This window comes from Streptomyces sp. NPDC038707 (assembly GCF_040636485.1).
Taxonomy (GTDB): Bacteria; Actinomycetota; Actinomycetes; order Streptomycetales; family Streptomycetaceae; genus Streptomyces.
The window spans coordinates 104,864-124,439 of the sequence record NZ_JBEZUP010000019.1; the positions used below are offsets into that span (position 1 = coordinate 104,864).

The 19,576-nt window shown below is 71.8% G+C and carries 21 protein-coding genes; 11 read left to right on the forward strand and 10 right to left on the reverse strand.

Translation table 11 applies throughout. The features are described from left to right. Window positions 1-2: 2 nt before the first annotated feature. The gene (locus tag AB0E62_RS24920) at window positions 3-587 is read left to right on the forward strand and encodes an SUKH-4 family immunity protein (RefSeq protein ID WP_362197823.1); all 585 of its coding nucleotides are present in this window, start codon (window positions 3-5) and stop codon (window positions 585-587) included. A 4-nt stretch (window positions 588-591) separates the two neighbouring features. Here the strand turns inward: AB0E62_RS24920 and AB0E62_RS24925 are convergent, their stop codons facing one another. Beyond that, entirely contained in the window at window positions 592-1,554 is a 963-nt protein-coding gene (locus AB0E62_RS24925; protein ID WP_362197826.1) for a YafY family protein, read from the reverse strand. 73 nt (window positions 1,555-1,627) lie between these two features. Here AB0E62_RS24925 and AB0E62_RS24930 point away from each other — a divergent pair, with 73 nt between their 5' ends. Next, complete coding sequence (locus AB0E62_RS24930; RefSeq protein ID WP_362197829.1) at window positions 1,628-2,017, forward strand: VOC family protein; 390 nt, start codon at window positions 1,628-1,630, stop codon at window positions 2,015-2,017. 12 nt (window positions 2,018-2,029) lie between these two features. On the opposite strand, the gene AB0E62_RS24935 is transcribed toward AB0E62_RS24930, so the two are convergent. Continuing rightward, window positions 2,030-2,443, reverse strand: coding sequence for an ATP-binding protein (locus tag AB0E62_RS24935; protein WP_362197832.1), 414 nt, complete (start codon window positions 2,441-2,443; stop codon window positions 2,030-2,032). A 146-nt stretch (window positions 2,444-2,589) separates the two neighbouring features. On the opposite strand from AB0E62_RS24935, the gene AB0E62_RS24940 reads away from it, so the two are divergent. The 4 genes from AB0E62_RS24940 (at window position 2,590) to AB0E62_RS24955 (ending at window position 5,384) form a co-directional block, all read left to right on the forward strand. After that, window positions 2,590-3,375, forward strand: a complete 786-nt coding sequence (locus AB0E62_RS24940; protein ID WP_362197835.1) for a helix-turn-helix transcriptional regulator — start codon at window positions 2,590-2,592, stop codon at window positions 3,373-3,375. Further along, complete coding sequence (locus AB0E62_RS24945) at window positions 3,372-3,614, forward strand: DUF397 domain-containing protein (protein ID WP_030621047.1); 243 nt, start codon at window positions 3,372-3,374, stop codon at window positions 3,612-3,614. The genes AB0E62_RS24940 and AB0E62_RS24945 overlap by 4 nt, the downstream gene beginning before the upstream one ends. A gap of 21 nt (window positions 3,615-3,635) precedes the next feature. Continuing rightward, window positions 3,636-3,881 (forward strand): DUF397 domain-containing protein, encoded by a 246-nt coding sequence (locus tag AB0E62_RS24950; RefSeq protein WP_362197838.1) that lies wholly within the window; start codon window positions 3,636-3,638, stop codon window positions 3,879-3,881. 678 nt (window positions 3,882-4,559) lie between these two features. Beyond that, on the forward strand, window positions 4,560-5,384 hold the full coding sequence (locus AB0E62_RS24955) for a DUF4253 domain-containing protein (RefSeq protein WP_362197841.1): 825 nt from the start codon (window positions 4,560-4,562) through the stop codon (window positions 5,382-5,384). Window position 5,385: 1 nt separating this feature from the next. On the opposite strand, the gene AB0E62_RS24960 is transcribed toward AB0E62_RS24955, so the two are convergent. After that, the gene (locus tag AB0E62_RS24960) at window positions 5,386-6,774 is read right to left on the reverse strand and encodes a helix-turn-helix domain-containing protein (RefSeq protein WP_362197844.1); all 1,389 of its coding nucleotides are present in this window, start codon (window positions 6,772-6,774) and stop codon (window positions 5,386-5,388) included. A gap of 191 nt (window positions 6,775-6,965) precedes the next feature. On the opposite strand from AB0E62_RS24960, the gene AB0E62_RS24965 reads away from it, so the two are divergent. Together AB0E62_RS24965 and AB0E62_RS24970 are read left to right on the forward strand one after the other, a co-directional pair. Beyond that, window positions 6,966-7,724: a DUF4232 domain-containing protein gene (locus AB0E62_RS24965; protein ID WP_362197847.1), complete on the forward strand. Its 759-nt coding sequence runs from the start codon at window positions 6,966-6,968 to the stop codon at window positions 7,722-7,724. A 115-nt stretch (window positions 7,725-7,839) separates the two neighbouring features. Continuing rightward, a complete protein-coding gene (locus AB0E62_RS24970; RefSeq protein ID WP_362197850.1) occupies window positions 7,840-8,301 on the forward strand; it encodes an RICIN domain-containing protein in 462 nt (153 codons plus the stop codon). 14 nt (window positions 8,302-8,315) lie between these two features. Here AB0E62_RS24970 and hemB read toward each other — a convergent pair whose 3' ends face one another. The 7 genes from hemB to AB0E62_RS25005 all read right to left on the reverse strand — a co-directional run bounded on the left by hemB (window position 8,316) and on the right by AB0E62_RS25005 (window position 15,919). Next, window positions 8,316-9,308 carry a porphobilinogen synthase gene (gene hemB, locus AB0E62_RS24975; protein WP_362197853.1) on the reverse strand — a complete coding sequence of 331 codons (993 nt, stop codon included), beginning with the start codon at window positions 9,306-9,308 and terminating at the stop codon, window positions 8,316-8,318. Between the two features lie 90 nt (window positions 9,309-9,398). Then, on the reverse strand, window positions 9,399-10,157 hold the full coding sequence (locus AB0E62_RS24980) for a hypothetical protein (protein WP_362197856.1): 759 nt from the start codon (window positions 10,155-10,157) through the stop codon (window positions 9,399-9,401). Window positions 10,158-10,245: 88 nt separating this feature from the next. Then, window positions 10,246-11,958: a bifunctional uroporphyrinogen-III C-methyltransferase/uroporphyrinogen-III synthase gene (locus AB0E62_RS24985; protein ID WP_362197859.1), complete on the reverse strand. Its 1,713-nt coding sequence runs from the start codon at window positions 11,956-11,958 to the stop codon at window positions 10,246-10,248. Further along, the gene (gene hemC / locus AB0E62_RS24990; RefSeq protein WP_362197862.1) at window positions 11,955-12,914 is read right to left on the reverse strand and encodes a hydroxymethylbilane synthase; all 960 of its coding nucleotides are present in this window, start codon (window positions 12,912-12,914) and stop codon (window positions 11,955-11,957) included. The genes AB0E62_RS24985 and hemC overlap by 4 nt, the downstream gene beginning before the upstream one ends. Continuing rightward, window positions 12,911-14,596, reverse strand: coding sequence for a glutamyl-tRNA reductase (locus tag AB0E62_RS24995; RefSeq protein WP_362197865.1), 1,686 nt, complete (start codon window positions 14,594-14,596; stop codon window positions 12,911-12,913). The genes hemC and AB0E62_RS24995 overlap by 4 nt, the downstream gene beginning before the upstream one ends. After that, entirely contained in the window at window positions 14,593-15,357 is a 765-nt protein-coding gene (locus AB0E62_RS25000; RefSeq protein WP_362197868.1) for a redox-sensing transcriptional repressor Rex, read from the reverse strand. The genes AB0E62_RS24995 and AB0E62_RS25000 overlap by 4 nt, the downstream gene beginning before the upstream one ends. A gap of 280 nt (window positions 15,358-15,637) precedes the next feature. Continuing rightward, window positions 15,638-15,919, reverse strand: coding sequence for a glutaredoxin family protein (locus tag AB0E62_RS25005; protein ID WP_362197870.1), 282 nt, complete (start codon window positions 15,917-15,919; stop codon window positions 15,638-15,640). A gap of 92 nt (window positions 15,920-16,011) precedes the next feature. On the opposite strand from AB0E62_RS25005, the gene AB0E62_RS25010 reads away from it, so the two are divergent. From AB0E62_RS25010 to AB0E62_RS25020, 3 genes are all read left to right on the forward strand, one after another. Beyond that, the gene (locus AB0E62_RS25010; protein WP_362197873.1) at window positions 16,012-16,926 is read left to right on the forward strand and encodes an HAD-IB family hydrolase; all 915 of its coding nucleotides are present in this window, start codon (window positions 16,012-16,014) and stop codon (window positions 16,924-16,926) included. A gap of 317 nt (window positions 16,927-17,243) precedes the next feature. Next, a complete protein-coding gene (locus AB0E62_RS25015) occupies window positions 17,244-18,023 on the forward strand; it encodes an ECF subfamily RNA polymerase sigma factor, BldN family (RefSeq protein WP_362197876.1) in 780 nt (259 codons plus the stop codon). Window positions 18,024-18,258: 235 nt separating this feature from the next. Further along, window positions 18,259-19,494 carry a DUF5667 domain-containing protein gene (locus AB0E62_RS25020; RefSeq protein WP_362197879.1) on the forward strand — a complete coding sequence of 412 codons (1,236 nt, stop codon included), beginning with the start codon at window positions 18,259-18,261 and terminating at the stop codon, window positions 19,492-19,494. Window positions 19,495-19,576 lie beyond the last annotated feature (82 nt).

Genomic DNA, 19,576 nt, shown 5'->3' on the forward strand with positions numbered 1-19,576 from the left:
GCATGCTCTTCGACATCGATTACGAGATGCTGGCCGAAACGGTCGGAGAGGACGAGGTCTCTCGCCTGTCTGAATCGACTGCGGCGCAGTACGGCTTCGCCGGCGAGACTCGCGACTTCCTTGTGCACACCGGCATTCCGAGCGCCGAGGACTTCGAGTTGTCGTTCGGTCTGCCCGCCGAGTTCGACGGAAGGTTCGTCTGGGACTGCGCGGAGGAGAGGGAGAACGGCTGGACCTTCCCCGATGGAGTGCGGAGGGTCGTGAAGATCGGGAATCTGCCGGTCAACGCGGTCGTGGTGGACCCGGACACCGGGATCGTGTACCAGTACACCGACGCCGTCCAAGAGGCGATCCAAATCCATGGCGACCTCTCCTCATTGGTGAAGACCATGGTGTCCTTCCTCGGATACATCTCGTCCTACAGCCGGGGCGAGCACGAGGACGAGGACGAGGAGTACGCCCGCCGGAAGCGCGAAGTCGACGCCTTGCTCGACGGGATCCGCCGGATCGATCCCCTTCCCTTCGCTCACGGCCACAGCGAATGGGTCGAACTCTTCGACAACCTCGAAGGCGGAGTCTTCACGTAGGCACTCAGGTCGGCGTGTTCGGGGAAACGCTTCTCAAAAGTTCGCGGGTCCGGTGGATCAGGGCTTCGCGGACCGCGTCGGGGGACAGGACCTGTAGGGGGGTGGCCAGGCCCAGCAGGTAACGGGCCAGGCCGTCCGCGTCCGGACCCCCTATCTCCACCACCGTCGCCTCGGGGCCGTCGGCGTGGTGGGTGCCGATGGTCGGGGGGATCAGGCGTTGGGCCTCGCTCAGGGGGAGGGGGAGGCGGATCCTCGCCGACAGCGGGTACGGGCCGTTCGCCGTGTTGTGGGACACCAACTGCGCCGCGTCCGGCGGATCGGTGATCTCAACCTGCTGCCCGGTGGGGTTCACATGCTCCACCCGGTCCGCCCGGAACGTCCGCCACCCCCGGACCACATCCCGCGCCACGAAGTACCAGCGCCTGCCCGTGTGCACCAGCCGGTACGGATCCACGTCCCGGACCGTGCTGCGGCCCTGCCCGTCGCAGTACGACAGCCGCACCCGCTCCCCCCGCCGACACGCCGCCGCCAGCTCCAGCAGCATCCCCGGCCGCAACCGCGCCTCCTCGGGCCACGGCAGCCGTACGAGCGCCTCGTCCCACTCCCCCAGCCGCCCGGCCACCCCCGCCGGCAGCACCTGCCGCAGCTTCAGCAGCGCCGACAGCGCGGCCTGGTCCCCGCCGAGCACTCCGCCGAACGCCACCTCCCGCAGCCCGACCGCCACGGCCAGCGCCTCCTCGTCGTCCAGGATCAGCGGCGGCACCCGCGAGCCGGCCCGCAGCCGGTACCCGCCCCACGGCCCGGCCTCGGAATCGACGCTGTACCCCAGCTCCCGCAGCTTCGCGACATCCCTCCGCACCGTGCGATCGGTCACGCCCATCCGCTCGGCCAGCTCGCCGCACGTCCACGAGGGCCGGGCGGCGAGCAACGACAGCAGACGCAGCAGACGGGCGGACGCGCTCAGCACGGGCGGAAGTTTTTCATACCGCCCGACCCAACCAGGACCGAAGTTGTCCGGGTCCCGTCCTACCGTCCTCCCCATGAGCACGGAAACCCCCTCCGCACCCGCCTTCCGCTACGTCGCCGTCACCTTCGACTGCGCCGATCCCGCCGAACTCGCCCGCTTCTACGGCGACATGTTCGGCCTCGCCGTCACCTACTCCACCGACGACTTCGTGTTCCTCGGCGGCGACAACGGCACGGCCGGCCTCGGCTTCACCCGCATCCCCGACTACCGCCGCCCCACCTGGCCCGACCCCGGCCAGGAGAAGCAGGCCCACATCGAGGTGGGCGTCGCCGATCTCGACACCGCCGAGGCCCACCTGATCGCCCAGGGCGCGGTCAAGCCGGACGCCCAGCCGCAGCCGGACCGGTGGCGGGTCCTGCTGGACCCCGCCGGACACCCGTTCTGCATCACGACCATGGTCTGACGCCGGGCCCGCTCACGGCACGGCGAACTCGCACCACACGATCTTCCCCGGCGTGCGCTCCCCCACCCCCCACTTGTCACTGAGCGCCGCCACCAACAGCAGGCCCCTGCCTCCCTCGCTCTCCGGCCCGCCCGGCTCGTCCGGGACGCGAGGGATGCCGGGGCCGCTGTCGTGTACCTCCACCCGGACCAGCTCGCCGTCGTACCGCAGGCGGAGCAGGAAGCCCCGGCCCCTCGGTACGCCGTGCAGCAGGGCGTTCGTGGCCAGCTCGCTCACGCAGAGCGACAGGTCGTGGGACCGGCCCCAGGAATCCAGCCCCCACCACTTCAGCGACCGCTCGGTGAGCTGCCTGGCCGCCGGGACCGAGCGGCGACTGCGGACGTAGAACTGGTCGCGGTGGCAGGGGAGTTCAATGTGCTCGTTCACGGGGCGAATGTGGCGCAGCGTAACTACTCTGGTTCAGTACGTGATCCCGTACAAGGGTTTTGTACGGGTTGCTGCGGGGTGGTCCACCGACCGGCGTGGGGAGTTCAGCAGGCATGACGCCTACACGGAGGAAGAACCAGTCGGCCATGAAGATGCTGGGCCGTCAACTGGCCGCGGCTCGTCGCGCGAAGGGGTTGAGTCAGCCTGGCCTGGCCGCGGCGCTCAACATCCACGAGGAGACGGTCGCCAGCATCGAGCAGGGGCGGCGGGTGCTGAAGCTGGACATGGCCGAGCTGTTCGACGAGTTCCTGGAGACCAAGGGGATGCTGGCGGCGGGGGTGGCCAACCTGCCGGAGGTGGATCAGTTTCCGCTGTGGGCGGAGGAGTACATCGAGCAGGAGAGGGAGGCCATCGCGCTGTCCTGGTACGACGCGCTGGTCGTGCCTGGCCTGCTTCAGACCGAGGGGTACGCCCGCGCCCTCCTCAGTGGACGTGTCCCCGCTTACGACGCCGACGAGCTTACGACGAAAGTCCAGGCGCGAGTCGAACGTCGCGAGATCCTGCACCGCAAGGAGCCGCCGACACTGAGCTTCGTCATCTGGGAACCCGTGTTGCTCTGGCCCACCGGGGGCCCCGAGGTCCACCGGGAACAGCTGCGCTTTCTGCGGGAGTGCTCGCAACTCCCCTGCCTCTCATTGCAGGTCCTGCCACTGAGCCGCACGCACCACGCCGGAGACGCCGGCCCATTCACTCTTCTGGAAACGCCCGACCATCAGCACTTGGCCTACGCCGAGTCGCAACAAGGCAGCCAGTGGGTCTCCAACCCAGATGAGGTGTCCATCCTCGCGCGCAGGTATGCGATGCTGCGGACACAGGCACACACCGTCGAGTACTCGCGATGCCTGCTCGACCGTCTGCTAGGAGATCAATGAGCACCGCACTTGAGTGGTTCAAGTCGAGCTACAGCAGCAGCGAAGGCGGCGCTTGCCTTGAAGCCGCCCTCTCATGGCACAAGTCGAGCTACAGCAGTAGCGAGGGCGGCCAGTGCCTCGAAGTGGCCGTTTCCCCCGGTGCGGTGCACGTCCGGGACTCGAAGCAAGCCCCCTCCCAGGACCGCACCCTACGCATCAGCCCGGGCACATGGGACAGCTTCACCGCTTCCCTCAAGTGACCACCGTCCGCTAGGAGAGCAATGAGCACCGAAGCCCTTCAGTGGTTCAAGTCGACCTACAGCGGCGACGAGGGCGGCCAGTGCCTCGAAGTCGCCCTCACATGGAGCAAGTCGAGCTACAGCGGCAGCGAGGGCGGCGAGTGCCTTGAAGTGGCCGTGTCTCCAGGCGCCGTGCACATCCGGGACTCCAAGGAAACCCCCTCCCAGGAGCGCACCCTCTGCATCAGCCCTGTCACGTGGGACGTGTTCACCTCTTCTCTCAAGTGACCGTTGGGCCGCTCGCTTCTTGGTCAGTGTCGTGCTTCCACGGGCCGCGTCAAGGGCGCTGCGCGTCGGCTTCGCCGATGGGCCTGCGGCCCACCCTTGACCCGGCCCGCTCCAGCACGAGGTAGAAGCGAGCGAGCGGCCCGAAAGGACAGTGGCCCAGCCCGGTACCGGGCCCCAAGGCGAGCCGACCATGCCCCGTCGGTGAGGGGCGCATCCGCGTCTCGCCAGCACGCCGGGCCGGTACAGCGGCCTGCGGGTGGGTGGTCCCGGCTCCCGCCCATCCCCCCTCCTTCTGCACCACCCATTCCAAAACAACCCTCCCCGCATCCCAGCGACACCCCCACCACCCACCGGGCCGCAAGCCGCTAAGCCCGCCCGGCGTGCAGGCGAGGCGCGAGCTCGCATCCCCGACCCACGATGCGAACGCAGCCCACCGCAGGGCCCGACCAGGTCCAGCCGGCCACTTTCTCCGGGCTGCCCGCTCGCTTCTCCTCCGTGCTGGAGTGAGGTGTGTCAAGGGTGGGCCGCAGGTCCATCGCCGAAGGCGACGCGGAACGCGCCCTTGACTCAGCTCACGGAAGTACGACACTCGCCGAGAAGCGGGCGGCCCCACGGCCACCATGACAACCCGGGCTCAGCTCAACGCCGTTGTCAGTGCCTGCCCCTACAGTCGGCGGCATGGCGACTCTTCCCAACCCGCTGCCCAGACTGGCCACCGATCCCAGTGGGCGTTCCCTGGGGCTTCAACTGCCGCCCGGCAGGCTGATAGACGTGACGGACGACGGGCCCTGGCACCAGCCCCTCCTGTGGCAGGCGGAGAAGCCCTCCTCCCCCGGCACCTGGAAGGCCCTGGGCGCGCCCGCGGCCCGTACGGGGCTGTTGCCGGTGCTCATGGATCTGGCCGGATGCCGGGCCGGGGCCGAGGACTGGGGGCTGCTGCCGGGCGACGCCTCGTATCCGGGGGACCACCCGGTCGAGGACGTGCTCTCCGAGTACTGGGAGGAGGAGACCGACGGGCATCTCAGCGAGGAGATCGAGCCCTTCGGCACCGAATGGCCGGGTCTCGCCTCCTCCGGCGTGCCGAACGCCGATCCCGACACCCGCGCCGCCACGGTCGCCGACGCCCTGCACCGGGATCCCGCGCGCTGGGCGGAGTGGATAGAGGAACCGCACCTGGCCCTCGTCCCGGCCCGCCGGTCCGCCGACATACCCGCCGCCATCGGCTGGACCGGCGCCCTGAACTACGACCACGACGTGGCCCGCGTGTGCGCCGTCCTGCGGTCCTGGGAGGACCGGTTCGGCATCCGGGTCGTGGCGCTCGGTCTGGACGCCCTCGTGGTGTCCGTCGCCGCCCCGCCCGGCACCCTCGCCGACGCCGAGGTCCTCGCCGCCGAGCACTACGCCCTGTGCCCGCACGCCGTCGTCCAGAGTGGTCCGGGGAGCGTGCGGGCGTACGCCGAGACGCTGCTCGGTGCCACCAGCTGGGCCTTCTGGTGGGACTGAGTCACTCGAACTCCGACGCCGGCTTCCACTTCTGACCGCCCAGCGGGAACGCGTACTCCGGCCGGCCGTTGTTGCCGCTGGTGCGGAACGGGTGGCCGGCGTCGTCGATCACCAGCGTGCCGTGGCGGTCGCCGCTGGACCACGTCAGCTCCAGGTACCAGCTGACGTCGTACGCCGACGCGTCCGCCATGACGTAGAAGACCTCCGGGTCCGACTGGCTCACCTTGAACGGGAAGTTGTCGCCCCCGGCCTCCGGCACGGGCGACGGGCGCATCGCGTCCAGGGCGACGGAGAAGGAATGCGTCGGCACGCCACCGCCGCAGCCCACACCCGGGTAGCCCATGGCGTAGTCGTTCCACGCGAGCGGCGAGCGCTTGCCCGCCATGTGGACCGACAGCCGCTCCAGGACGACCGTCTGGTTCCCGGTGCCCTGCACGGTGAAGGTGATGAACTGCTCCCCCGCCGACACCGCCTTGTTGACGGCCACCCACGCGGGGGCCTGCTGCTCCGTCGGCGGCGGGCCCACGGCGGTCGGCGGCCGGTCGATCAGGTAATGCTGCGAGCAGGGGCTCAGCCAGCTGTAGGGGTTGGTGTTGACCGTCAACGGCACCGCTTCCGACGCTTCCTGACGTGCGGCCGCCGACGGCTTCCCCGTGGACTTCCCGTCGGTGATGTCGGGCGCCAGGTCCGGAGCCTCGGCGGAGGCGGAGGGGGAGGGGGAAGTCGAACGCGTGGCCGAAGCGCTCGGGCTCGGGCTCCCGGACTTCGACGGCCGGGGGGCGGTGCTGCCCTGGGCAAGGGCGGAGCCGGCGGTGGCCGTCGTGGCCTTCGCGTCGTCCCGCCGCTTGCCCTCGTCCGACGGCGAGTTCAGCGCGAACACCGTGCCGCCGGCGATCAGCGCGGTGACCGTGACGGCCGCCAGGAGAGCGGTACGGCGGCCCGCGATCAGGGACCGGCCCCGCCGCCATCGGGTCGTCGGTACGGGTGCGGGTGCGGGCTCGGGTTCAGGTGCAGCCGCCGCCACCGGCTCCGGTTCGGGTACGGCCGCCGCCTCCGGCTCTGTCTCCGGGGCCGCCTGAGCCGCCGCCTCAGACTCCGGAACCGCCTCCGGTGCTACGACCGGCTCCGCGCCCTTCCGTCCCCGGCCCGCGTCCGCCAGGATCCACCGGCGGTGCAGTTCCACCAGTTCCCCCGGCGTGGCCTTGCAGAGCCGGGCGAGCCGCTCCACGGGGGCGTAGTCCGTCGGTACGGCGTCCCCGTTGCAGTAGCGGTGGAGCGTCGACGTACTCATGTGGAGCCGCTTGGCGAGCGTGCCGTAGCTGTGCCCGGAGCGGTTCTTCAACTCCCGCAGCAGCTCGGCGAAACCGCTTTCGGGGATGCCCTCCGACACCGTTCCTCCAGTCCCCCTCGTCCCACCCCGGCGTTCCAGGGAGGTGTTGTTTCCGCAGGTCAAAGCCGGTTCCGGCGTTCCAGCATCCCGGATTGGCGGCCAACGCTGGCCGTCGGGACGAGTCCGCCCACAGGCTGTTGGTCATCCAAGCACGACAACCGGCCCAGCCCGAAAGAGGACTTGCCATGCGTATGCGCCACATTCGTCTGATCGCCGCTACCGGAACCGCGGTGGCCGCCCTCGCCCTCACGGCGTGCGACAACGGCACGGGCACCGAGGACGAGGGCGCCGCCCGCTCGAAGGCGACGGTCGCGGCGGCGGAGACGGGCGTAGCGAAGTCGCCCGAAAGCGCCGCCTCCGCACAGTCCGACAGCGCCGCCTCCGCCCAGTCCGAGAGCACCACCCCGGCAGAGAAGGCCGCCGGCGGCGGCACCGCCGACGCCTCCCCCGCGGCCCGTACCGACGCGCCCAGTGCCAAGCCCGCCGCCTCCGTCGGCCGCAAGGGGCAGAGCGCCGGACGCTCCGTGGTGCTGTGCAACGGCACGAACACGTCCGTCACCGCCCAGCTGCTCAGCCGGCCCTTGAACCACATGCTGCTGACGGTGAAGAACACCGGCGGCAAGACCTGCGACCTGCCGTACTACCCGGTCCTGCGCTTCGACCAGATGCAGTGGGTGCCGCAGGCCGACGAGGCCACCCAGCCGCAGGCCGTGGTGTCGCTGGCGCCCGGCGAGTCGGGGTACGCGGGTGTGCTGCTGTCGGCCGCCGACGGCAGCGGCAGCGGCGGGATGACCGCGCACAAGCTGGCGGTGGGCTTCCAGGGGATGACCCCGAACAGCGACGGCGGCCCGTCCGCGACGCCGGCCCTGCCCGCCAAGGGCGTCTACTACGACAGCACGCTCAAGGTGACGTACTGGCAGAAGGACCTGGGCGCCATCTCCAACTGGTGAACGGCAACGCCTTCATCCGCATATCACCTGTACAGGCGGTTTGCCGCATTCGGGGGCGGTGCCCGGGAAAGTCTCCCGGCGCACCGCAACCCCGTCGGATGAAAGGCATCCCTTCATGGCCCTCGCGTTCCGCAAGTCCCTCGGCGTCCTCGCTCTCACGCTGACGGCCGCCGTCTTCCCGTCGGCCGCCGCCACGGCCGCCGCGCCCGGCGCCTCGGAGATCGGCAACTACTGTCTGTCCAACACGTGGGGGACACCGGAGGTCCGCACCAGGGTGTGTGCCAACGAGGCCGGACAGCGCTGGCGGGTCGTCGGCGACCACGTCGTGCTGGCCGCCGACCCCCACTACTGCCTGGCCAACACCTGGGGGACGCCCGAGGTCCGCACCAGGCTGTGCGCCGACGAGCCCGGACAGCGCTGGAAGCCCCTCGGCGACCACTTCGTCCTGGCCGCCGACCCCCACTACTGCCTGGCCAACACCTGGGGGACGCCCGAGGTCCGCACCAGGGTGTGTGCCAACGACCCCGGACAGCGCTGGGCCGTGGTGGGTGACCACATCACCCTGACCGACGCCTGACCGACGCCTGATAACTAGCGGAGCTTCTGGGCCACTTCGGTGGCCCAGTAGGTGAGGATGTTCCGGGCACCGGCCCGCTTGATGCCCGTGAGGGTCTCGAAGATGGCCCGGTCCCGGTCCAGCCAGCCCTTCTCGGCGGCGGCCTCGATCATCGCGTACTCGCCGGAGATCTGGTACGCGGCCACCGGCACGTCCACGGCGTCCGCGACCCGGGCGAGGATGTCGAGGTAGGGGCCGGCCGGCTTGACCATCACCATGTCGGCGCCCTCGGCGAGGTCCAGCTCCAGCTCGCGCAGGGACTCCCGCCAGTTCGCCGGGTCCTGCTGGTACGTCTTGCGGTCGCCCTGGAGGGAGGAGGCGACGGCCTCCCGGAACGGGCCGTAGAACGCCGAGGAGTACTTGGCGGTGTAGGCGAGGATCGCCACGTCCTCGCGGCCGATCTGGTCGAGCGCGTCGCGGATGACACCGATCTGGCCGTCCATCATCCCGCTGGGGCCCACGACATGGGCGCCGGCGTCGGCCTGGACCTGCGCCATCTCGGCGTACCGCTCCAGGGTGGCGTCGTTGTCGACCCGGCCCTCGGCGTCCAGCACCCCGCAGTGGCCGTGGTCGGTGAACTCGTCCAGGCACAGGTCGGACATGACGAGCAGATCGTCGCCCACCTCGGCGCGGACGTCCCGGAGCGCGACCTGGAGGATCCCGTCCGGGTCGGTGCCGACCGTGCCCCGGGCGTCCTTCTTCGACTCCTCCGGCACGCCGAACAGCATGATCCCGGAGACCCCGGCCTCCACCGCCTCCAGCGCGGCCTTCTTCAGGCTGTCCCGGGTGTGCTGCACGACCCCGGGCATGGAGCCGATCGGCACCGGCTCGCTCACGCCCTCCCGGACGAACGCCGGGAGGATCAGGTCGGCGGGGTGCAGCCGCGTCTCGGCGACCATGCGGCGCATGACGGGGGTGGTGCGCAGCCGCCGGGGACGCGTACCGGGAAAGGATCCGTACTTCGTCATGCCTTCTACGCTACGCCCGCCCCACCCGTGCGTTTGCCGACGCCCAGTCGGCCCGGCAGAGCGGTCCGGTGTCCCGGGACGCCCGGCCGCTCAGCGCTCGCCGATCCCGGCGAGGATCCGCTCGGCCACCTCGCCCCGGTCGTTGCCGGGCGGTGTCCGGGCACGGAACTCCTTCAGACGGCGGACCGCTCCTAGCGGGATGCCGGCCGCTCCCCCGTCCGCCACACAGCTCTCCACCGCCCGCAGAGCCCAGTACTGGTTGAAGGCGAGCGGATCGGCGATCGCGGCGTCCACCAAGGGGCCCAGCGCCTCCTGCTCGGGCAGCGCGTACAGGCGCGCGTAGGCCGCCAGCCGCAGCCCGGCGTCCTGCGAGGCGAGCAGCCCCTCGACGTCGAAGTCGGGCACGCGCTGGGCCGCGCGCACCAGACGGGCGAAGATCCGATCCATCCGCTGGGTCCGGGCCGCGCTGCGCACCTCTTGGAGGCGTACGTTCACATACTCGGCGGCCAGCTTCCTGACCGTGTCCCAGGCCGCGCCGTCGTCGGCGGGGCCGTCGCTGGCGAGCGCGGCGTTCGCGGTCCGCTGGACGTCGTCGATCCGGCGCTCGATGTCCTGGAACTCGATCCGGGCGAAGCCCGGCACCTCGATGCTGCGGAACAGCTCCCCGAGCCACGGCACCGCGGCGATCGCGAGCAGCATCACCACGATGCCGTCGATCCGCAGGTCCGGCGCCAGTACGTGGAGTACGGCCGCCCCCACCCCCGCACAGGTCACCAGCAGCGCCACGATCCGGCGGCGTAACCAGGGACCGGCGTCCCCGGAGCGCGGCCGGCGCTCTCCCTCACCCATGGCGGCCAGCATCGCAGAACCGCGTGGGGCGGGGGAGCGTTACGACGAACAGGGCGGAGCGCACCGAAGAGGTGCGCTCCGCCCCGTCTCAGGTCGTCGACCGGCGCCTGCGCGCGCCCGGCCGCCGTTCGCTCGGCCGCGTCACCGGGTCGCCCGCCTCCAGGGCCGCCGCCCTGCGCCGCATGCCGAAGTCGGCCAGGGCCTCCGCCAGCTTGTGGACGGACGGCTCGGGGGCCATCACGTCGACGCGCAGGCCGTGTTCCTCGGCGGTCTTGGCGGTGGCCGGGCCGATGCAGGCGATCACCGTCACGTTGTGCGGCTTGCCCGCGATGCCGACCAGGTTGCGGACCGTGGAGGAGGAGGTGAACAGGACCGCGTCGAAGCCGCCGCCCTTGATCGCCTCACGGGTCTCCGCCGGCGGCGGCGAGGCGCGCACGGTGCGGTAGGCCGTGACGTCGTCCACCTCCCAGCCCAGGTCGATCAGTCCGGCCACCAGGGTCTCGGTGGCGATGTCGGCGCGCGGCAGGAAGACCCGGTCGATCGGGTCGAACACCGGGTCGTAGGGGGGCCAGTCCTCCAGGAGGCCGGCCGCCGACTGCTCGCCGCTCGGCACCAGGTCCGGCTTCACGCCGAAGGCGATCAGCGCCTTGGCGGTCTGCTCGCCCACCGCGGCCACCTTGATGCCCGCGAAGGCACGGGCGTCGAGGCCGTACTCCTCGAACTTCTCCCGGACCGCCCTGACCGCGTTGACCGACGTGAACGCGATCCACTCGTACCGGCCGGTGACCAGGCCCTTGACCGCCCGCTCCATCTGCTGCGGGGTGCGCGGCGGCTCCACCGCGATCGTCGGCACCTCGTGCGGCACCGCGCCGTAGGAGCGCAGCTGGTCGGAGAGCGAGGCCGCCTGCTCCTTGGTGCGCGGCACGAGCACCTTCCAGCCGAACAGCGGCTTGGACTCGAACCACGACAGCTGCTCGCGCCGGGCCGCGGCGGACCGCTCGCCGACCACGGCTATCACCGGCCGGCCGCCGTCCGGCGACGGCAGCACCTTGGCCTGCTTCAGCGTCTGCGCGATCGTGCCGAGCGTCGCCGTCCAGGTGCGCTGGCGGGTCGTCGTACCGGCGACCGTCACGGACAGCGGGGTGTCCGGCTTGCGGCCCGCCGAGACCAGCTCGGCCGCCGCGGCGGCCACCGAGTCCAGCGTCGTGGAGACGACCAGCGTGCTGTCGGAGGCGCCGACCTCGGACCAGCACCGCTCGGAGGCGGTGCGGGCGTCCACGAACCGGACGTCCGCGCCGTCGGCGTCGCGCAGCGGCACACCGGCGTACGCGGGCACACCGACCGCCGCCGCGACCCCGGGGACGACCTCGAAGGGCACCCCGGCGGCGGCGCACGCGAGCATCTCCTCCGCCGCGTACGTGTCCAGTCCCGGGTCCCCCGACACCGCACGGACGACCCGCCTGCCGCCGCGCGCGGCCTCCATGACAAGATGAGCGGCATCCCGGGCAGCACCCGGGACAGCGGCGGGTGTTGACGTGCCGTCAACTACCGTCAGCTGGGGCGTGCCCGTGCCCGGCGGCGAGACCGAAGAGGGATCGGCGTCCGTCTGCACGACGGAGACGCCCTGTCGGGCGTGCGTCCGGATGACGTCGAGCACCTCGTGCTCGGCGACCAGGACGTCCGCGTTCGACAGCGCCTCCACGGCGCGCAGAGTCAGCAGTCCCGGATCCCCGGGTCCGGCACCTAGGAAGGTGACGTGCCCGTGTTCCGGACCGGCGGCAGGAAGGGCGGTGGGGCTCAATGTGCTCGCTCCCCCATCAGACCGGCCGCACCCTGGGCGAGCATCTCGGTGGCGAGGTCGCGACCGAGTGCCCACGCCTGGTCGTGCGTCTGGGGCACGGGACCGGTGGTGGACAGCTGCACCATGCGGGTGCCGTCGGTCGTGCCGACGACGCCGCGCAGGCGCATTTCCTTGACAAACTGCCCGTCAACCAGAAGGTCGGCCAGCGCCCCCACGGGTGCGCTGCAGCCGGCCTCCAGGGCGGCGAGCAGTGACCGCTCGGCGGTGACGGCGGCCCGCGTGTACGGGTCGTCCAGCGCACCGAGCACGGCGATCAGGTCCGCGTTGTCCGCGGCGCACTCGATCGCCAGGGCCCCCTGGCCGGGGGCGGGCAGAATCGTGTCGACCGACAGGAAGTCGGTCACCTCGTCGACGCGGCCGATCCGGTTCAGGCCGGCGGCGGCCAGCACGACCGCGTCCAGCTCGCCGTCGCGGACGTACCCGATGCGGGTGTCGACGTTGCCGCGGATCGGGACCGTCTCGATGTCCAGTCCGTGCGCGCGGGCGTACGCGTTCAGCTGCGCCATGCGGCGCGGCGCACCGGTGCCGATGCGGGCGCCGCGCGGCAGGTCGGTGAACTTCAGCGCGTCGCGCGCGACGATGACGTCCCGCGGGTCCTCGCGCACCGGTACGGCGGCCAGGACCAGCTCCTCGGGCTGCGCGGTCGGGAGGTCCTTGAGCGAATGAACCGCGAAGTCGACCTCGCCCTTGAGCAGCGCGTCCCGCAGCGCGGTGACGAACACACCGGTGCCGCCGATCCGCGCCAGCGCCTCCCGCGACACGTCGCCGTACGTGGTGATCTCGACCAGCTCGACGGGCCGGCCGGTCACCTCGCGGACGGTCTCGGCCACCTGACCGGACTGGGCCATGGCGAGTGTGCTCCGCCTGGTCCCCAGCCGCAGTGCCTTCTCACTCATGCTGGCCCTCGGTTCTTGTTCCGCGTGCTGTTCCCGGCCCCGGAGACGGCTGCGGCCGTCTCGGAGTCGAGGTCGAACAGGGTGCGCAGCGCGTCCGCGTACCCGGCGCCGCCGGGCTCGGCCGCGAGCTGCTTGACCCGTACGGTCGGCGCGTGCAGCAGCTTGTCGACGACCCGGTGCACGGTCTGCCGGATCTCGCCGCGCTGGCGTTCGTCCAGGTCGGGCAGGCGGCCGTGGAGGCGGGCCAGCTCGCCGGCGACGACGTCGGCGGCCATGGTGCGCAGCGCGACCACGGTCGGCGTGATGTGCGCCGCCCGCAGGGCCGCGCCGAAGGCGGCGACCTCGTCGGCGACGATGCGCCGGACCTGGTCCACGTCGGCGGCCATCGGCGCGTCGGCGGAGGCCTCCGCGAGCGACTCGATGTCCACCAGGCGGACCCCGGCCAGCCGGTGCACGGCCGCGTCGATGTCGCGGGGCATGGCCAGGTCGAGCAGGAAGAAGAAGGGAGCGGGGCGCTCGGCCACCGGCTCCGGCTTGCGCCGCTCGGGGATCCGGCCCACGGTGGCGGCGGTCGCGGCGAGCGCCGTGATCAGCTCGGCGTCCGCCTCGGGGCTGCGCCGCTCCCGGCGGTCGGCCGTGCTGCCGCCCGCGACCCAGGCCGCGTGCTGCTCCAGCGTGGCCGCGTCCATGCCGGCCACGGCGGCCTCGCCCATGAGGGAGAAGCCGGGCTGTACGGCGGCCAGGTCCAGCGGGCAGTTGTCGTCGGCACCGAGGCCGGTGTGGCGCTGCGGGGCCGCGGGCCTGGCGGCCGGGGCACCGGTGTCGGCGGCGGGGTGCCCGGTGCGGCCCTCGACCGCGTGCGCGACCGCCTCCGCCGTGAGCACCAGGCCCGTCGCCCCGGTACAGGAGACGACGATGTCGGCACGTCCCAGTTCGTCGCCTACGGCGTCCATGGGCACCGCGCGGGCGGCCACCGCGCTGTCGTCGGCCTCGGTGAGGATCCGGGCGAGCCGCTCGGCGCGCTCGAAGGTGCGGTTGGCGACGACGACCTCGGCGACCCCGGCGCGCGCCAGCGTGGCGGCGGCCAGGGACGACATCGATCCGGCGCCGATGACCAGGGCCTTCTTGCCCTTGGCCCAGCCGGGTACGTCCGTGCCCACGGCCAGCTGCTCCAGGCCGAAGGTCACCAGGGACTGGCCGGCCCGGTCGATGCCGGTCTCGGAGTGGGCGCGCTTGCCGACCCGCAGGGCCTGCTGGAACAGGTCGTTCAGCAGCTTGCCGGCGGTGTGCAGCTCCTGGGCACGGGCCAGGGAGTCCTTGATCTGGCCGAGGATCTGGCCCTCGCCGACGACCATCGAGTCCAGCCCGCAGGCCACCGAGAACAGGTGGTGGACGGCCCGGTCCTCGTAGTGCACGTAGAGGTACGGCGTCAGTTCCTCGAGGCCGACCCCGCTGTGCCGGGCGAGCAGCGTGGACAGCTCGGCGACACCGGCGTGGAACTTGTCCACGTCGGCGTACAGCTCGATGCGGTTGCAGGTGGCGAGCACCGCGGCCTCGGTGGCGGGCTCGGCGGCGACCGTGTCCTGGACCAGCTTGGTCTGGGCGTCCGCGCTCAGCGCGGCCCGCTCCAGCACGCTGACCGGGGCACTGCGGTGGCTGAGGCCTACGACGAGGAGGCTCATGCCGGCATCACGGCGGGGACGTCCCCGTCGGGTCCCTGGTCGGCGGAGGTCGCCCGGGGAGCGGCGGCGGGCACGGCGCCGTCGCCCGCGGGGGTCTCCTCGCCGGCCTTGCGCTGCTCGTGGAAGGCGAGGATCTGCAGCTCGATGGAGAGGTCGACCTTGCGCACGTCCACGCCGTCCGGGACGGTCAGCACGGTCGGCGCGAAGTTCAGGATGGAGGTCACGCCGGCGGCCACGAGCCGGTCGCAGACCTGCTGGGCGGCGCCCGCCGGGGTGGCGATCACACCGATGGAGACCCCGTTGTCCTTGATGATCTTCTCGAGCTCGTCGGTGTGCTGCACCGGGATGCCCGCGACCGGCTTGCCGGCCATCGCGGGGTCGGCGTCGATCAGCGCGGCGACCCGGAAACCACGGGAGGCGAACCCGCCGTAGTTGGCCAGGGCGGCGCCGAGGTTGCCGATGCCGACGATGACAACCGGCCAGTCCTGGGTGAGGCCGAGTTCACGGGAGATCTGGTAGACGAGATACTCCACGTCGTAGCCGACACCGCGCGTTCCGTAGGAGCCCAGGTACGAGAAGTCCTTGCGCAGCTTGGCGGAGTTGACTCCCGCCGCCGCGGCCAGCTCCTCGGAGGAGACCGTGGGGACCGAGCGCTCCGACAGAGCGGTCAGGGCTCGGAGGTACAGCGGAAGCCGGGCGACGGTGGCCTCGGGAATCCCTCGGCTACGGGTCGCCGGTCGGTGTGTTCGGCCAGTTGCCACGGTGCTCCTGCGGGTAGAGCGGGGCTGTAGGCGGTCATACGTCCCCAGACCGCCCCGTCGACAGCAGGCTATGTCTTTGTGAACGCGTGCACAAAGATTGTGTCCGATTTGCCCGGCAGAAGTGACCGGGGTCACGCCGGTTTCACGCCCGGAGCGGGAACCGGCGCGCACGTACCGCCGTTCCTTCGTTACTGGGGGCAAAACCGCACACACTCCTCACGAATCCCGCCCCCGAGACCAAACCGCCGTCGATCCTAAGCGACTTTCCGGCCAGTTTGGACTAGTCGGTCAGTGCCCGGCGCAGCCGCTCCTCGTTCACGCGCCAGAAGGTGTGCTGTTCGCCGTCGACCAGAACCACGGGGATCTGCTCCCAGTAGCGGTCGTGGAGGGCCTGGTCCTCCGTGATGTCCTTCGGCTCCCACGGCACCCCGAGGTCGCCGCACACCTTCTCGACCACCGTCTGTGCGTCGTCGCACAGATGGCAGCCGGGCTTGCGGATCAGGGTCACCAGCCGCGCTCGCGGCTCTGCCTTGCGTCGGAAGATCGGACTCATACCGGCCATTCTCGCGCCCCCGGCGACCCCGTCGCCCGGCGTTCACACCTCGCCAACCTCTCGACTCCGGAACCTTCGGACACAGTGGCTATGCTCGCGTCATGGCCGCTCTCGGATGGCTCACTCCCCGTAGGCGCTCCGCCACGGCGCGGAGCGTGTTGGCAGGCGAGGCCTCGGCGGAGGCCGCCCGCAAGTCCTCGCAGGAGACCGCCACGCCCGAGGAACCGGAGTTCCCGGTCATCGGCGACGACCGGGCCGCCGCCTTCTTCGACCTGGACAACACGGTGATGCAGGGCGCCGCGCTCTTCCACTTCGGCCGGGGGCTGTACAAGCGGAAGTTCTTCGAGACCCGCGACCTGGCCCGGTTCGCCTGGCAGCAGGCCTGGTTCCGGCTGGCCGGCGTCGAGGACCCCGAGCACATGCAGGACGCCCGCGACTCGGCGCTTTCGATCGTCAAGGGCCACCGGGTCGCCGAGCTGGAGTCCATCGGCGAGGAGATCTACGACGAGTACATGGCCGACCGCATCTGGCCGGGCACCCGCGCCCTGGCCCAGGCCCACCTGGACGCGGGCCAGAAGGTGTGGCTGGTCACCGCGGCCCCGGTGGAGATCGCCCAGGTCATCGCGCGCCGCCTCGGCCTGACCGGCGCCCTCGGCACCGTGGCGGAGTCGGTCGACGGCGTCTACACCGGCCGGCTGGTCGGCGAGCCGCTGCACGGGCCCGCCAAGGCGGAGGCGGTGCGCGCGCTGGCCGCCGCCGAGGGGCTGGACCTCTCCCGCTGCGCGGCCTACAGCGACAGCCACAACGACATCCCGATGCTGTCCCTGGTCGGCCACCCCTACGCCATCAACCCGGACGCCAAGCTGCGCCGGCACGCCCGCGAGCAGGACTGGCGGCTGCGGGACTACCGCACCGGCCGCAAGGCGGCGAAGGTCGGCATCCCGGCGGCGGCGGGGGTCGGCGCGGTCGCCGGCGGCACCGCGGCCGCCATCGCGCTGAGCCGGCGGCGCCGGTAGCGCGGGCCGGTCCCGGACTCCCGTACTCCCGTCCCCCGTACTCCCGTCCGCGCGCACGATGATGCCGCGGTCATTTCAACCCGCCCCCTACTTCACCGAAACACGTCTCTTTTCGTTCAACAACCGATCAAGTTCATGAACTTGACCCGGCATCAAACAGTCATAGAAGCGACGCAATCGATGATTTGAGCAACTCGGTGTAGCAGCGCCTGTACGAAGCGTTATTCTCCTCAGACGCAAACCGGTACCCCTCCGTCGCTACGACGGGTGAATGGTCCCGCACTGCACGTGATGGAAGCTCTGCCTCTGGGAGTCCCGTGTACCCACACGTCGGGGTTGACGCCTCGGGCCTGGCTACGCTGCGCGCAACGGTCGCGACGGTCAAGGAAACACTGCGCGGCTTCGTCCCCACCGCGTACGCCGTCCCCGCCTTCGCAGCCGCCGCGCCCGCGGGCCCGTGCTACGCACTGGCCGACGGCGGCGCCGCCGTCGGCAGACGGGGGCGTGCCACCGGCCCGGCCACCGCCCGCCGGCCGGCCGCCGACAGTGACAGCGCCCGCATGATGGACCTCGTCGAACGCGCCCAGTCCGGCGAGGCCGAGGCCTTCGGGCGCCTCTACGACCAGTACAGCGACACCGTCTACCGGTACATCTACTACCGCGTGGGCGGCCGGGCCACCGCCGAGGACCTCACCAGCGAGACCTTTCTGCGGGCCCTGCGCAGGATCGGCACGTTCACCTGGCAGGGCCGCGACTTCGGCGCCTGGCTGGTCACCATCGCCCGGAACCTGGTCGCCGACCACTTCAAGTCCAGCCGCTTCCGGCTGGAGGTCACCACCGGCGAGATGCTCGACGCCAACGAGGTCGAGCGCTCCCCGGAGGACTCCGTCCTGGAGTCCCTGTCCAACGCCGCCCTGCTCGACGCGGTGCGGCGGCTCAACCCGCAGCAGCAGGAGTGCGTGACGCTCCGCTTCCTCCAGGGCCTCTCGGTCGCCGAGACCGCCCGCGTCATGGGCAAGAACGAGGGCGCCATCAAGACCCTCCAGTACCGGGCCGTACGCACCCTCGCCCGGCTGCTGCCGGACGACGCCCGCTGACCGCGGCGACGGTGCGCTACGACCAACTCACGCTGTGTGAAAGCGTGTTGTCTTTCCGAACCGCCCGCCCGCCGTCCGTAACCCAAGTGCCGCGCCAGTCGTTGTGCGGGATACAGGCTCCCTGTGGTCACGTCCCGGCCGTCCCCGATCACCCGATCCGGGGACCCGGCCGTGGGCGTGCCACCCTCAGGACCCCCTGGGGAGTCGACCGTCATGACGAGAGGAGGTGCCGCCAGTGATCGCGAACGTATCGGCGCACCGGCGGGCGAACGCCTTCGCCCAGGCCCTGGAGGAGCAGTCCGACCGGGACACGGCGGCCGAGCAGTCCGAAGGCCCGGCGGGTTCCCCGCCGACCGCCGGGGAACAGGCCGAACAGGGCGAGCTGCTGGCCCTGGCGGCGGGACTCGGCGCGCTGCCCCGGCCGACGCTCGACCCGGAGGTCAAGGCCGTCCAGCGGGCCCAGCTGGTGGCCGCGATGGAGGCGATGCTCCAGGAGGGGACCGGGGCGGCGGACGCGTCCGTACCGGAACAGCGTTCCCCGCGGGCGAAGGGCGCGCACCGGGCGGGCCCGCTCGGCAAGTTCCGCCCGCGCACCAGGCTGACCAAGGGGCTCGCCGCCGGCGGGCTCAGCGTCGGCGTGGCCGCCGGGGCCTTCGGCGGGGTCGCCGCCGCCAGCTCCGACGCCCTGCCCGGCGACTCGCTGTACGGCCTGAAGCGCGGCATCGAGGACTTCAAGCTCAACTACCTGACCGACGGCGACGACCAGCGCGGCCAGACCTATCTCGACCAGGCCTCCACCCGGCTCGGCGAGGCCCGCCGACTGCTCGAGCGCGGCCGGGGCGGCCACCTGGACCACGAGTCCATCGGCGAGATCCGCCGCACCCTGTCCGGGATGCGGCACGACGTCACCGAGGGCCACCGGCTGCTGCACGCGGCCTATGAGGCCGACCCGGACTCCCTGGGCCCCATCCAGGCACTGTCCGCCTTCTCCCGGTCCCACCGCGAGGCGTGGAGCGCGCTCAGCGACAAGCTGCCCGTCCAGCTCGGCGACGTCAAACAGGAGGTGTCCTCGGTCTTCGACGCCATAGACGAAGAGGTCGCCCCGCTGCAGTCGCTGCTCCCGCAGCCGCCGGCCCGGCCCGGCGAGGGCAGACACCGGGGCGGCTCCGGCCCGTCGTCCAGCGGCTCCTCCGGCACCCACCGGCCGGCCCCGCCCGGCTCCACCGGCAACCCCCCGACCCCCGGCGGGCACACCGGCACGGAGGCACCGAGCGCCCCCGCCACCGGCAGCAGCGGCGAGGGACTCCTCGGCGGCGGCACCGGCGGTCTGCTCGACCCGCCGAAGAGCGGCAGCACCGGCAGCTCCCCGTCCGCCGGCAAGTCGCCGTCGGCCCAGCCGGACGTCACCATCCCGCCGCTCATCCCGGACCTGCTCCCCGGCCTCGGCATCGAGGGCGAGGACACGGACTAGCCCGGTACGGCCACGGCCGCGGGGGCGCCCCTTTCCGAGCAGGGACGCCCCCGCGGCCGTACCCGCCTGCCCACGAGGACGC